Here is a 12,518-nt window from a genome sequence, read left to right as displayed (position 1 = left end):
TGTCGAGTCTCATGCGTTTTCTCAGCCATTTATTGATTGCCCCGTTTTTCATGGCGGCCTGCTGGGCAGCTCCAGTCCATGCCTTTGATCTGACGACGCAAGGCGTCGTTGCCAGCGGCTATGCCTCCAGCATGGTGACCTCCGCCCCCTTCGACCGTAAGCTGCTGCTGGCCGCGCGGGATGATGCCGCGTCATTCATTGCCAGCGATGGCCAACTACGTGGAGCACAACTGGAATCCGCCCTGATTCATCTGCGGCGTGCCCGGCCAAAACTTCATGCAAGCGACCTTGAACTGGCACAGGCTATTCTCGTCCAATAGTTATCCTTGTCCCTCCGGAGTTGTTCCATGCGTAACTCGCTGATTGTTGCCACTTTAGGCTTGTTGTCACTGGCTGGCATGGCCCAGGCCCACACCCTGGTTGCTACCAGTAACATCATCATCAACGCCACCCAGCGCACGCTGGATTTCACGTCTGACACCACCACGTCCATCCGTGATTCGAAAATCATTCGTGAAGCCCACGACGACGCGGCCAGTTTCGTTGCCAGCGATGGCAAGATTCGCGGCGCACATCTGGAGGCAGCCCTCAACACATTGCGCACCCGCGTACCGGAAGCACGGGACGCCAGTGATCAGGTACTCGCCGAAGCCATCCTCGCACTGTGAGGTGGTCAAGCGCCTGGCTTCTGGCCGGGGTCGTGTTGCTGCTTGGCAATACGGCTCAGGCCGGACTGCAATTACGGCTGAAAAGTGAAGGCCTGAGTCCGGCGCAGCAACAGGCCAGCCAGGCGCTGTTGGACGAAGCCATGCAGGCGCTGCCACCCCGCTTCATCGAGCAACTCGACCGGCGCATCGATGTCGGCTGGACCGATGACATGCCCAGCAACGCCTACGGCCAGGCGTCGCTGGTGTCCGAACTCGACTTGAACCGCAATCTGTTGGACAGCCTCACTGACGGCAGCGCGGCCAGCAAAAAAACCTACCGTCCTCATGGCACCGTGCGCCGGGAAATGCTGGCCACGGTGCTGCATGAACTCACACACATTTATGATCGATCCCGCTTTTGGCCTACCGCCGAACGCACGCTGATCCAGCGCTGCACCCGGCGCAACGACAGCTCGGGCCTGATCGGCATTCCCGATGAATGCCGCGGCCAGTCTGGTCGCCGTTTCACCCTCAGCGATGATCCGCGTTTGCTCGACCTCGCGGGCTGGCCGCAATACGTGGGCCGGCGTGGCGAGCGTGAACAGCACAATCGTCAGATCGCGCGCAGCCCGGACATCTACGAGACCAGCAGCCCCAAGGAGTTCGTCGCGGTCAACATGGAGTATTTCCTCCTCGACCCGAGTTACGCCTGCCGCCGGCCTGCGCTGTATCGCTACTACAAAGAGCATTTCGGCTGGGCGCCTGCCGCCAAGGACACCTGCGGCAAATCCTTCGCCTTCCTCAACGCCGGCAACGATTTCGCCAAACAGCCGCTGGGTCAGGTCGATCCGGAACGGGTGTATGCCGTCGACTATCTGCTAGCCGAAGCCAATCAAAACTGGGTCAGCCGCTGGGGCCACAGCATGCTGCGCCTGGTGATCTGCGCGCCGGGCCGGCCGCGCGGGCCGGATTGTCGGCTGGACCTGGATCAGCATCTGGTGTTGTCCTATCGCGCCTTTGTCGGCGACGTGCAGCTGTCGAGCTGGGACGGGTTGGTCGGTAAATACCCGTCGCGTCTGTTCGTCCTGCCGCTGGCGCAAGTGATCGACGAATACACCAAGACCGAACTGCGCAGCCTCGCCTCGGTGCCGTTGAACCTGTCACGCAACGAGATCGAGGACGTGGTGGAACACGCTGCCGAGATGCACTGGAGCTACGACGGCAATTACTTCTTCCTGTCCAACAACTGCGCAGTGGAGGGGCTGAAGTTGCTGCGCAGTGGTACCAACAACGCGAAACTGGTCGGGCTGGACAACATCATGCCCAACGGCTTGCTGGAAGTGCTCAAGGGCCGCGGCCTGGCGGACACCAGCGTGCTGGACGATCCTCGCGAAGCATTGCGGCTGGGTTATCGCTTTGACTCCTTCCGCGATCGTTATCAAGCGATGTTCGACGTGCTGAAAAAGCACTTGCCGATCAAACAGGACAAAGTCGAAGACTGGCTGGCATTGAAGGCTGAGGAACGCCGGCAATGGATTGATCGGGCTGATCTGCGGACCAGCGCGGCGTTGCTGTTGTTGGAACAGGCCGCCTTCCGCCAGCAATTGGTACTGGCCCAGGATGAAGTGAAGCAACGCTATCTCGGCGCTCGGGAGTTGAAGAATGGCGGCATGGACAAGGCCAATGCGACCTTGCAGCAGATTCTCGCCAACAGCGGGTTCCTCAGTCGCCCGGCGGAGCTACTGGGTACAGGCGGTTACGGATTGCCGCAGCCGAGTGAATGGCAGCGACTGGAATCGGAAAGCAGCTTGCGGCAGAAGCAGCTTCAGGCACTGACGGGCGACCTGGATAAAGAAGTCAGAGCGCTGCTGGAACCGAGCCGTGCAGCGGAGATGGCCGCCAACGAAGCCAACCTGAAACAGGTTGGCGAGCATTTGCGGAAATTGCATAAGGCAGCGGGCGGGTTGGAGTTGCCCTGACAATCAAAAGATCGCAGCCTGCGGCAGTTCCTACATAGAATTGCGATCCCATGTAGGAGCTGCCGCAGGCTGCGATCTTTTCAGCTTACAAACCCACCCGAGACGTCCTCTTTATCAGCTTCAGTTGACGCGTGCTTTACGCACGCCTTCTGCCAAGGCCGCGCAAAGACTCAGCACGCCATCAATCGCCTGATCCGGCGTCGAGGCATTGGCGATGTGATCGATCAATGCCGACCCCACCACCACGCCATCAGCCAATCGCGCGATGGACGCCGCCTGCTCGGGTGTACGAATCCCGAAACCGATGCTGATCGGCAGATCAGTGTGACGACGCAGACGTGCAACGGCCTCTTCAACGTGTTCCAGCGTTGCTGCTCCGGCACCGGTCACACCGGCCACAGACACGTAGTAGACGAAACCGGAACTGCCATTCAAAACGGTCGGCAGACGCGCATCGTCGGTAGTCGGCGTGGTCAGACGAATGAAGTCCAGACCGGCAGCCTGCGCCGGATCGCACAGCTCGCCGTTATGCTCAGGCGGCAGATCGACCACGATCAGGCCATCCACCCCAGCCTCTTTCGCATCAGCAATAAACCGCGGTACGCCGTACATGTGGATCGGGTTGAAATAGCCCATCAGCACCAGCGGAGTCTCGCTGTTGCCTTCGCGGAATTCGCGAACCATTTGCAGGGTTTTCACCAGGTTTTGCTTGGCGCCCAAAGCGCGGATGTTGGCCAGCTGGATCGCCGGGCCGTCAGCCATTGGGTCGGTGAAGGGCATGCCCAGCTCGATCACGTCGGCGCCGGCACCGGGCAAGCCTTTGAGGATCGCCAGGGAAGTGTCATAGCTCGGGTCGCCAGCGGTGACGAAGGTCACCAGGGCGGCGCGGTTCTGTTCCTTCAGTTCGGCAAAACGCGTTTGCAGGCGGCTCATCAGTGTTTCTCCTGCTGGGAGTGCTCTTGTTGAGAGTGTTCCATGTGGTGCATCACGGTTTGCATGTCTTTGTCGCCACGGCCGGACAGGTTGACCACCATCAGGTGATCTTTCGGCAAGGTCGGGGCGCGTTTGAACACTTCTGCCAGCGCATGAGCGCTTTCCAGTGCAGGAATAATCCCTTCCAGGCGACAGCATTTGTGAAACGCATCGAGGGCTTCGTCGTCGGTCACCGAGGTGTACTGAACGCGCCCGATGTCATGCAACCAGGCGTGTTCCGGGCCGATGCCCGGATAGTCGAGGCCGGCGGAGATCGAGTGGGCGTCGATGATCTGGCCGTCGTCGTCCTGCAGTAGGAAGGTGCGGTTGCCGTGCAGTACGCCCGGAACCCCGCCGTTCAGGCTGGCGGCGTGCTTGCCGGTTTCAATACCGTGGCCGGCCGCTTCAACACCGATGATTTCGACGCTGGTGTCATCGAGAAACGGGTGGAACAGGCCCATGGCGTTGGAGCCACCGCCAATGCAGGCGACCAGGCTGTCGGGGAGGCGACCTTCCTGAGCTTGCAGTTGATCGCGGGTTTCCTTGCCGATGACGGCCTGGAAATCACGAACCATCGCCGGGTAAGGGTGCGGGCCCGCCACGGTGCCAATCAGATAGAACGTGCTGTCGACGTTGGTTACCCAGTCACGCAGCGCTTCGTTCATCGCATCTTTCAGGGTGCCGGTGCCTGCGACCACCGGGATCACTTCGGCACCCAGCAATTTCATGCGAAAAACGTTCGCTTGCTGACGTTCGATGTCGGTCGTGCCCATGTAGATCACGCAGTCGAGGCCAAAACGTGCAGCCACGGTGGCGGTCGCCACGCCGTGCATGCCGGCGCCAGTCTCGGCGATGATGCGTTTCTTGCCCATGCGGCGCGCCAGCAGGATCTGCCCGATGCAGTTGTTGATCTTGTGCGCGCCGGTGTGGTTCAGCTCTTCACGCTTCAGATAAATCTTCGCGCCGCCGCAGAATTCGGTCAGGCGTTCGGCGAAATAGAGTGGGCTTGGACGTCCGACGTAGTCGCGCTGGAAGTAGGCCAATTCTTCTTTGAAGGCCGGATCATCCTTGGCAATTTCGTACTCTCGGGCCAGGTCGAGGACCAACGGCATCAGGGTTTCGGCGACGTAGCGGCCGCCGAACGCGCCAAACAGGCCGTTGGCGTCGGGGCCGTTGCGCAGATTAGTCTGGGTCATGGGTCGCTCCAGTAGGATTCGTGAGATGACAATGACGGTCACTCTACCCCTGACGCCCCAACCTGAAAACCGATAAGATCGCCACAACCTGTCAGGAAAACTCACAGATCCCATGAGCCATGACCTTCCCCCGCTGAATGCCCTTCGCGCATTCGAAGCCACTGCCCGCTTGAACAGTGTCAGTCAGGCCGCTGAACAGCTGCACGTCACTCATGGCGCTGTCAGCCGCCAACTGAAAGTGCTGGAAGAGCATCTCGGCGTGAGTCTTTTTATCAAGGATGGCCGCGGCCTTAAACTCACAGATGCCGGCGTTAGATTGCGCGATGCCAGCGCTGAAGCCTTTGAGCGTTTGCGCACAGTCTGCGCCGAACTGACCCACAGCACCGCCGATGCACCGTTCGTGCTTGGCTGCTCTGGCAGTCTGTTGGCGCGCTGGTTTATTCCGCGTCTGGGGCGGTTGAATGCGGACCTGCCGGATCTGCGGCTGCACCTGTCAGCCGGAGAAGGTGACCTGGACCCGCGCCGACCGGGGCTGGACGCGTTACTGGTGTTTGCCGAACCGCCCTGGCCAGCGGACATGCAAGTCTACGAGTTGGCCAGCGAACGAATCGGCCCAGTCATGAGCCCACGCGCTGTCGGTTTTGAACGCTTTGAAAACGCACCGGCAAACGAACTGTTGAATGAGCCGTTGCTGCACACCACTTCTCGCCCACAGGCCTGGCCTAGCTGGGCACAGCAAAGTGGTCTCGACGCCAAGGCGTTGAAGTACGGACAGGGTTTCGAGCATTTGTATTATTTGCTGGAAGCGGCGGTGGCGGGGTTGGGTGTGGCAATTGCCCCTGAACCCTTGGTGGCCGAAGACTTGAAGGCCGGTCGCCTGGTTGCGCCGTGGGGCTTCAAGGAAACCCCGGCGCAACTGGCGTTGTGGCTACCCAAGCGCGCCGCGGACGGGCGCGCTCGGCAACTGGCGCAGTGGCTCAAAAACGAGCTGCGCCAAGCAGATTAGTCGCCGCGTTTGCACAGCAAGTAGGCTGCCAGCAGACCCAGCGCACCGACAGCAACGCCGGCTGTAGTCCAAGGGTGTTCCTGGGCGTAGTCCCGAGTGGCGAGCCCGGTCTCACGGGTTTTGACTTTGACTTCTTCGTACGCGTCGCTGAGCAGGTGGCGCGAATGCTTCAGGGCGCTCTCGGCATTGGTTTTCAACGCTTTGAGGGTTTTGCGCGACTCGTCCGAGGTATCGTCCTTCAAGCTTTCCAAAGACTTCAGCAGACTCTCGATCTCGGCTTCCATGCTTTGCAATGAGGCTTTACGTAAAGAGGTGTTGGCCATGGTGGCTCTCCTGCATTGGTGATGAGTGGCGTGTGTTGGTTGGGACTTCAAGGGATTGAGAAAGTGCAGTAAATCTGAACTTCTGTGTCGAGAAGACCGACAGAAGTAATACGAAAAATCACTGCTAGGCTGTATTTCATACCCCAAGGAGAACGCCATGACTGACCATCACACGTACAAAAAAGTCGAACTTGTCGGCTCGTCTACCAGCAGCATTGAAGACGCCATCAACAATGCGCTGGCCGAAGCCAATAAAAGTATCAAGCACCTGGAATGGTTCGAAGTGACCGAAACCCGCGGGCACATCAAGGACGGCAAGGCAGCCCACTTTCAGGTGACGCTCAAAGTCGGGTTCCGGATTGCCAGTAGCTGAGTTTGAGAGCGACTTCTGAACTTGCGCGCTGGCGGAGTGCCATAGGGAATGGCAAAGCGCTACATGAGTGCATCCGACGAAAGGCCGGATGCTCCCTTAGATCCGACCAGGGAATGCGACCGATGAAGAAGTTAATGTTAGCGATAGGTTTGTTAAGCCTTGCGGGGACAGCGTTTGCTGACGGCAAGTCGTGCGAAGACCTCAAGGCTGAAATCGCAGCGAAACTGGATGCCAAGGGCGTTGCAGGTTATTCGCTGGAAATCGTCGAAAAGGACACGGCGGCTGACGGAAAAGTCGTCGGCACCTGTGAAAAGGGCACCAAGGAAATTGTCTACAAGCGGTAGGCAGATTCCGTCGTTAAATGAAAAAGCCGACGCAATGGCGTCGGCTTTTTTGTGTACGCAAAACCTTGTAGGAGCGAGCTTGCTCGCGATGGTCGTGAACGAAAACGCGTAAAAACAAATGCCCCGTGGCGGCCGTGAGTTTTTCGCGAGCAAGCCCGCTCCTACAGTACCCGGCATCAGCCCTTCATGGCCTGCGCCAGCAGCTCGTAGGAGTGGATGCGATCAGCATGTTCGTACAGGTCAGAGGTGAAAATCAGTTCGTCTGCCTGAGTTTGCTCGATCAGCACTTCCAGTTTCGCGCGGATTTTTTGCGGGCTGCCGACCATTGCCAGTCCGAGGAAATCGCCGACCGCTTCTTTCTCATGGGGCAGCCACAGGCCGTCCATGGTCTTCACCGGCGGACGTTGCACCAGGCTCTGGCCGCGCATCAACGCGAGGATGCGCTGATACACCGATGTGGCCAGGTAATCGGCCTGCTCATCGGTGTCCGCAGCCACCAAAGGCACGCCGAGCATCACGTAGGGTTTGTCCAGGACCGCTGAAGGCTTGAAGTGATTGCGGTAGACGCGAATCGCCTCATGCATGAAACGGGGTGCGAAATGGGAAGCGAAGGCGTAGGGCAAACCGCGTTCGCCAGCCAGTTGCGCGCTGAACAGGCTCGAACCCAGCAACCAGATCGGGACATTGGTGCCGGTGCCCGGCATGGCGATCACCCGCTGGTCCGGCGTGCGGGGGCCGAGGTAGCGCACCAGCTCCGCTACATCTTCCGGGAAATCGTCGGCGCTCCCTGAGCGCTCCCGGCGCAGGGCGCGCGCCGTCATCTGATCGGAGCCCGGTGCGCGCCCCAGGCCAAGGTCGATCCGGCCCGGGTACAAGCTTTCGAGAGTGCCGAACTGTTCAGCGATCACCAGCGGCGCGTGGTTGGGCAACATGACGCCACCTGAACCGACGCGAATGGTCGAAGTGCCGCCGGCCAGATAGCCCAGCAACACCGAGGTCGCGGAACTGGCGATGCCGTCCATGTTGTGGTGCTCGGCGACCCAAAACCGGGTGTAGCCGAATTTTTCGACGTGCTGCGCCAGGTCCAGGGAGTTGCGCAGCGACTGGGCCGGGCTGCCGTTCTCCCGCACGGGCACCAGATCGAGGGTCGAAAACTTGATGTCGGACAGTCGTTTCATAAACCTGCTTCTCCAATTGAGGGCGCAGGTTTTTGTGTAATCGAAAACCTGCCGAATCCATAAGCGTGTTTCATGCAATGAGGGCATATACCCGAGTTTCAATAGCAAAGACGAAATTTCCTACGAAAATGGTAGGACTTATGAGATCAGGTGAACTTTGCACCACCGTCTATCCTCAGAACCCTAGCAACCGAAAACCACGAAGGCGCGACGCTTCGCGCCGGATCTTGAGGAGGCAGACATGGCTATTACCAAGAAAGCATCGGCGCATTGGGAAGGTGACCTGAAAACCGGCATCGGCTCGATTTCCACGGAAACCGGTGTTCTCAGAGACGCACCCTACGGTTTCAAGGCCCGTTTCGAGGGCGGTAAAGGCACCAATCCCGAAGAGTTGATCGGCGCAGCCCACGCAGGCTGTTTCTCCATGGCGTTCTCGATGATCCTCGGCGACGCCGGCCTCAAGGCTGACAGCATCGATACCAATGCCGAAGTGACCCTGGACCAAGTGGACGGTGGGTTTGCGATCACTGCGGTGAAGTTGATTCTAAAGGCGAAAATCCCTGGAGCGACTCAGGCGCAGTTCGAAGAGCTGAGCAATAAAGCCAAAGAAGGCTGCCCGGTGTCGAAAGTGTTGAATGCGAAGATCAGCCTGGATGCCACGCTGATCAGCTGATTTTGTACCGGCGGAAAAGATCGCAGCCTGCGCCAGCGTCTACGGATCCCTGTAGAAGCTGGCGCAAGCTGCGATCTTTTTTGCGCTGGAACAAAACCTGGCCGGTACGACTGTGGTCGAATAAATGACAGCAGCTCAAGCGCACCACGGGTGCGCGCTGCACCCAAAGGAGCTTCACCATGAAACGTTTTGCCTTGGCGGTTATCTGTTGCGCGCTGGCAACTTCGGCGCTCGCGGCGCCAAAAGATTGCGAAGAACTCAGGAAAGAGATCGAAGTGAAAATCCAGGCGAATGCCGTACCGTCCTACACCCTGGAGATTGTTTCGAAAGAAGAGGCCGATAAGCACGACGTCGCCATGGTCGTCGGCACGTGTGACAACGGCACCAAAGCCATCATTTACCAGAAGAACGACCGCTGATTCGCCTTACATGAGGCAATAGGACTCTCGATCTTCAGCGACGATCTCCCGCTTGGCGTTATACAACCGGGCGCCGGGCGTGAAGGCTATAGAACGGCCTTCCAGTACATAGCGCTGGCCGGCTTCGAAGTGATCGTAGTTGATGGTCAGATAGCACAACCGTTCCGAGGGGCCGCTCATCAGACCCAAACCCCCGCCACCCGGCACTTCAAAGTCGAATCGAACGACCAGTTCATGACTGCCGGGCGTCACCTGGAAAAAACGCCCATCGCGCAATCGCTGCTTGTCCAGCCGCTCCGCCATCAGCAACTTGTCGTTGGGGAATGGCGTAGAAAATTCGACCCAGGCCATTTGTGGATTGACCGCCGGTAACGGGCTTTGGCAACCGGTAACGACGACGGCCGCGAGCAACAGCAACACCCTGCGCATGATGAATGTCCTGAGGTTTGGTCATTCAGCATAGCGCCGATCAGGTGCGCTGGCAGCCTGCCGGTGTGCCCTGGCCAATCACTTTTCGCTGCTGGTCATAGAGCTTTGCCCACGGCCGAAAACCGATATTCCCTGCCTGCAGCTGATATTTCTCACCCGCGTTGAAGCCGTTGAATTTCACATTCAGTTGGCAATCCCGCCAGAGAGGCTCCGCGTCAGGCCCGATGTTGGTCGGCTCGACCGGGAATTGATAACGCACCGTCAGCTCGTGGCTGCCGGGCTGCACCTCGAAATAGCGCTTATCGGTCAAGGCTTTGTCATCGACTTCCAGCGCTTGCAGCGCAGTGTCTTCCTGTTGAGCATCGAGATCGATCCACGCCCGGGTCGGGTCGTGGTGGGGTAATCCGAAACCGGCACAGCCGGTCAGCATCAACAGGCCTCCTGTCAGCATCATCTTGCGCATAGCGGAGCTCCAGTCAGGCGGGATAGTCTTGCGGGCAGACTCTCCAGGGATGTTTTTATTTTGATCAGGCCGATTCCAAGCCTTGGGTTACTTGATCGCGTTTCGCGCATTTTGTTTCCGGGTGTGTTGTTTTTGTTGCTCAACGGCTGCGCCAGCGTCAGCTATTACGGCCAATTGGCCAGTGGCCAGCTGCAACTGCTGCAGGCTCGGGAGCCGGTCTCCGAAGTCATTGCCGACCCTTCCCGCGATCAAACGCTACGTACCCACCTGGCCCAGTCGCAAAAAGCCAGGGCTTTTGCCAGCCAGCAACTGCACCTGCCGGACAATCAGAGCTACCGCTTGTACGCCGACATTGGCCGACCGTTTGTAGTATGGAACGTCTTCGCCACCCCGGAATTTTCACTTTCGCCGCAAAACCACTGCTTTCCCGTTGCCGGTTGTGTGGCGTATCGCGGCTATTACAGCCAAAGCGCGGCCCGTGGTGAGGCCGCCGTGCTGCGATTGCAAGGTATGGACGTATCGATTGGCGGTGTCGAGGCGTATTCGACGCTCGGCTGGTTCAACGATCCGATCATCAGTTCGATGCTGGGTTGGGGCGATGAGCGGCTGGCGACGTTGATCTTTCACGAACTGGCGCACCAGCGCTTTTATGTGAAGGACGACACCGAGTTCAACGAGTCCTTCGCCACTTTTGTGGAGCAGGAAGGCACCCGCCAGTGGCGTGCCTGGCGCGGGTTGCCACCGGACACGGGTGACCAGGCGCAGCAACGGGACCAGTTCATTCAATTGGTGCTCGACACCCGCACGCGGCTTGAACGCCTCTACGCCCAACCACTGCCCGCCGAGCAGATGCGGCAACGCAAAGCGGCGGAGTTCGAGCGGCTACGCGCCGATTACCGACGGCTGCGCGACAGCCAATGGGCTGGGGATAAACGCTATGACGCGTGGATCAATGCACCGATGAACAATGCCCGCTTGTTGCCATTTGGACTGTACGACCAGTGGGTGCCAGCGTTTGCCGCGTTGTTCCGGCAGGCCGGCGGGGATTGGCTGAAGTTTTATGCGGCGGTGGAGAGGCTCGGTGCGTTGCCGGTTGGGGAGCGCAAAGCCGCGCTCAAGAATCTGGCTGCTTTGTAATCCTGTGGCGAGGGAGCTTGCTCCCGTTCGGCGGGGAACCCGTCGCCGTGCGGTGCCTTCAGATTTTTGGGGCGCTGCGCGCCCAGCGGGAGCAAGCTCCCTCGCCACAATTTAGAGTCAGCGTCGCAAAAAAGCCTGGTGCAACTCATCCAGCGTTTCAAAGTGATAGGCCGGAGACTCCGCGTTGAGCTCTTCGCGGCTGCCAAACCCGTAACCCACCGCCGCTGCGTCCAGCCCATTGCTGCGCGCGCCGATCAGGTCGTGTTTACGGTCGCCGATCATCAAAGTGTTGGCCGGGTCCAGGCCTTCTTCGGCGATCAGGTGGGCGATCAGTTCGACCTTGTTGGTCCGTGTGCCGTCCAGTTCGCTGCCGTAGATCACCTTGAAGTGTTTGGCGAAGTCGAAGTGCCGGGCGATTTCCCGGGCGAAAATCCACGGTTTGGAAGTCGCGATGTACAACTGCCGCCCCTGCCCGCCGAGGGTTTCCAGCAGTGGCGTGACGCCCTCGAACACGTGGTTTTCATACAGGCCGGTGACTTTGAAACGCTCGCGGTAGAAATTCACCGCTTCCCAGGCCCTGGCCTCGTCGAAGTCGTAGAACTGCATGAACGCCTGCAACAACGGCGGGCCGATGAAGTGTTCGAGTTTAGTCAGGTCCGGCTCATCGATGCCCAGTTTGCTCAAGGCGAACTGGATGGAACGGGTGATGCCCTCGCGCGGGTCGGTCAGGGTGCCATCGAGGTCGAACAAAACGGTTTGGTAATGCATGTTGAATCCTGAGTAGGGGCGCCGGGGTCAGAGCAGGTCGTAGCCTTCAGCCAAATGCAGATCCTTGAGCTTTACGTAGTTCGCCGCGCTGTAGGTGAAAAAGGCGTTTTCCTTGTCAGTCAGCGCACGGATTTGTTTAACCGGGCTACCGACATACAGGAAACCGCTGACAAGGCGTTTGCCGGGTGGCACCAGACTGCCGGCGCCGATGATCACGTCATCTTCGACCACTGCGCCGTCCATCACGATACTGCCCATGCCGATCAGTACCCGACTGCCGACGCTGCAACCGTGCAGCATGACTTTGTGCGCGATGGTCACATCGTCGCCGATCAGCAACGCAAAACCATCGGGGTTGAACGGCCCGGCATGGGTAATGTGCAACACGCAGCCGTCCTGAACGCTGGTGCGCGCACCGATGCGGATACGGTGCATGTCGCCACGGATCACCGTCAGCGGCCAGACCGAGCTGTCTTCGCCAATTTCGACGTCGCCGATCACCAGCGCCGAACCGTCGACAAAAGCGCCTTTACCCAGCAGCGGCGTGTGGTTCTGATACTTGCGTAGGGTCACGATAGGGTTTCTCTCTGTTGCCGATAGCTGCGGTGAGC

General features: G+C 59.2%; 17 protein-coding genes. 9 read left to right on the top strand and 8 right to left on the bottom strand.

The genetic code is table 11. The annotated features are described in order from the left end of the window. Positions 1 to 11: 11 nt before the first annotated feature. From F8N62_RS14570 to F8N62_RS14560, 3 genes are read left to right on the top strand one after another with little or no spacing between them, the layout of a single operon-like run. A complete protein-coding gene (locus F8N62_RS14570) occupies positions 12 to 320 on the top strand; it encodes a DUF2388 domain-containing protein (RefSeq protein ID WP_150711568.1) in 309 nt (102 codons plus the stop codon). Positions 321 to 347: 27 nt separating this feature from the next. Beyond that, positions 348 to 668 carry a DUF2388 domain-containing protein gene (locus F8N62_RS14565; protein WP_150711567.1) on the top strand — a complete coding sequence of 107 codons (321 nt, stop codon included), beginning with the start codon at positions 348 to 350 and terminating at the stop codon, positions 666 to 668. Then, complete coding sequence (locus F8N62_RS14560) at positions 665 to 2,626, top strand: DUF4105 domain-containing protein (protein WP_150711566.1); 1,962 nt, start codon at positions 665 to 667, stop codon at positions 2,624 to 2,626. The genes F8N62_RS14565 and F8N62_RS14560 overlap by 4 nt, the downstream gene beginning before the upstream one ends. Positions 2,627 to 2,746: 120 nt before the next feature. On the opposite strand, the gene trpA is transcribed toward F8N62_RS14560, so the two are convergent. Both trpA and trpB read right to left on the bottom strand, forming a co-directional pair. Continuing rightward, the gene (gene trpA, locus F8N62_RS14555; RefSeq protein ID WP_150711565.1) at positions 2,747 to 3,559 is read right to left on the bottom strand and encodes a tryptophan synthase subunit alpha; all 813 of its coding nucleotides are present in this window, start codon (positions 3,557 to 3,559) and stop codon (positions 2,747 to 2,749) included. Continuing rightward, positions 3,559 to 4,794 carry a tryptophan synthase subunit beta gene (gene trpB / locus F8N62_RS14550; RefSeq protein WP_150711564.1) on the bottom strand — a complete coding sequence of 412 codons (1,236 nt, stop codon included), beginning with the start codon at positions 4,792 to 4,794 and terminating at the stop codon, positions 3,559 to 3,561. Before trpB ends, trpA begins: the two co-directional genes overlap by 1 nt. A 112-nt stretch (positions 4,795 to 4,906) precedes the next feature. Here trpB and F8N62_RS14545 point away from each other — a divergent pair, with 112 nt between their 5' ends. Further along, on the top strand, positions 4,907 to 5,800 hold the full coding sequence (locus F8N62_RS14545) for a LysR family transcriptional regulator (protein WP_150711563.1): 894 nt from the start codon (positions 4,907 to 4,909) through the stop codon (positions 5,798 to 5,800). On the opposite strand, the gene F8N62_RS14540 is transcribed toward F8N62_RS14545, so the two are convergent. Beyond that, positions 5,797 to 6,123, bottom strand: coding sequence for a DUF883 family protein (locus F8N62_RS14540; RefSeq protein ID WP_150711562.1), 327 nt, complete (start codon positions 6,121 to 6,123; stop codon positions 5,797 to 5,799). The genes F8N62_RS14545 and F8N62_RS14540 overlap by 4 nt on opposite strands. Before the next feature lie 157 nt (positions 6,124 to 6,280). Between F8N62_RS14540 and F8N62_RS14535 the strand changes: the two genes are divergently transcribed. Together F8N62_RS14535 and F8N62_RS14530 are read left to right on the top strand one after the other, a co-directional pair. Further along, the gene (locus F8N62_RS14535) at positions 6,281 to 6,496 is read left to right on the top strand and encodes a dodecin (RefSeq protein ID WP_010465710.1); all 216 of its coding nucleotides are present in this window, start codon (positions 6,281 to 6,283) and stop codon (positions 6,494 to 6,496) included. A gap of 122 nt (positions 6,497 to 6,618) precedes the next feature. Continuing rightward, positions 6,619 to 6,840 (top strand): DUF1161 domain-containing protein, encoded by a 222-nt coding sequence (locus tag F8N62_RS14530; RefSeq protein WP_150711578.1) that lies wholly within the window; start codon positions 6,619 to 6,621, stop codon positions 6,838 to 6,840. 176 nt (positions 6,841 to 7,016) lie between these two features. On the opposite strand, the gene F8N62_RS14525 is transcribed toward F8N62_RS14530, so the two are convergent. Further along, the gene (locus F8N62_RS14525; protein WP_150711561.1) at positions 7,017 to 8,018 is read right to left on the bottom strand and encodes an LLM class flavin-dependent oxidoreductase; all 1,002 of its coding nucleotides are present in this window, start codon (positions 8,016 to 8,018) and stop codon (positions 7,017 to 7,019) included. Positions 8,019 to 8,259: 241 nt separating this feature from the next. On the opposite strand from F8N62_RS14525, the gene F8N62_RS14520 reads away from it, so the two are divergent. Both F8N62_RS14520 and F8N62_RS14515 read left to right on the top strand, forming a co-directional pair. After that, positions 8,260 to 8,691: an OsmC family protein gene (locus tag F8N62_RS14520; RefSeq protein ID WP_150711560.1), complete on the top strand. Its 432-nt coding sequence runs from the start codon at positions 8,260 to 8,262 to the stop codon at positions 8,689 to 8,691. 179 nt (positions 8,692 to 8,870) lie between these two features. Continuing rightward, the gene (locus F8N62_RS14515; RefSeq protein WP_150711559.1) at positions 8,871 to 9,110 is read left to right on the top strand and encodes a DUF1161 domain-containing protein; all 240 of its coding nucleotides are present in this window, start codon (positions 8,871 to 8,873) and stop codon (positions 9,108 to 9,110) included. 6 nt (positions 9,111 to 9,116) lie between these two features. On the opposite strand, the gene F8N62_RS14510 is transcribed toward F8N62_RS14515, so the two are convergent. Both F8N62_RS14510 and F8N62_RS14505 read right to left on the bottom strand, forming a co-directional pair. Next, the gene (locus F8N62_RS14510; RefSeq protein ID WP_150711558.1) at positions 9,117 to 9,539 is read right to left on the bottom strand and encodes a hypothetical protein; all 423 of its coding nucleotides are present in this window, start codon (positions 9,537 to 9,539) and stop codon (positions 9,117 to 9,119) included. A 40-nt stretch (positions 9,540 to 9,579) separates the two neighbouring features. Continuing rightward, complete coding sequence (locus tag F8N62_RS14505; protein WP_150711557.1) at positions 9,580 to 10,002, bottom strand: hypothetical protein; 423 nt, start codon at positions 10,000 to 10,002, stop codon at positions 9,580 to 9,582. 60 nt (positions 10,003 to 10,062) lie between these two features. Between F8N62_RS14505 and F8N62_RS14500 the strand changes: the two genes are divergently transcribed. Next, on the top strand, positions 10,063 to 11,139 hold the full coding sequence (locus F8N62_RS14500) for an aminopeptidase (protein ID WP_150711556.1): 1,077 nt from the start codon (positions 10,063 to 10,065) through the stop codon (positions 11,137 to 11,139). Between the two features lie 117 nt (positions 11,140 to 11,256). Here F8N62_RS14500 and F8N62_RS14495 read toward each other — a convergent pair whose 3' ends face one another. Both F8N62_RS14495 and F8N62_RS14490 read right to left on the bottom strand, forming a co-directional pair. Further along, positions 11,257 to 11,907, bottom strand: coding sequence for an HAD family hydrolase (locus F8N62_RS14495; protein WP_150711555.1), 651 nt, complete (start codon positions 11,905 to 11,907; stop codon positions 11,257 to 11,259). Positions 11,908 to 11,934: 27 nt separating this feature from the next. Next, complete coding sequence (locus tag F8N62_RS14490; RefSeq protein ID WP_150711554.1) at positions 11,935 to 12,480, bottom strand: gamma carbonic anhydrase family protein; 546 nt, start codon at positions 12,478 to 12,480, stop codon at positions 11,935 to 11,937. Positions 12,481 to 12,518 lie beyond the last annotated feature (38 nt).

Origin of the sequence: Pseudomonas fluorescens, from assembly GCF_902497785.1 — a bacterium.
Taxonomy (GTDB): domain Bacteria; phylum Pseudomonadota; class Gammaproteobacteria; order Pseudomonadales; family Pseudomonadaceae; genus Aquipseudomonas; species Aquipseudomonas fluorescens_BO.
This window is presented reverse-complemented; position numbering and strand designations above follow the sequence as displayed.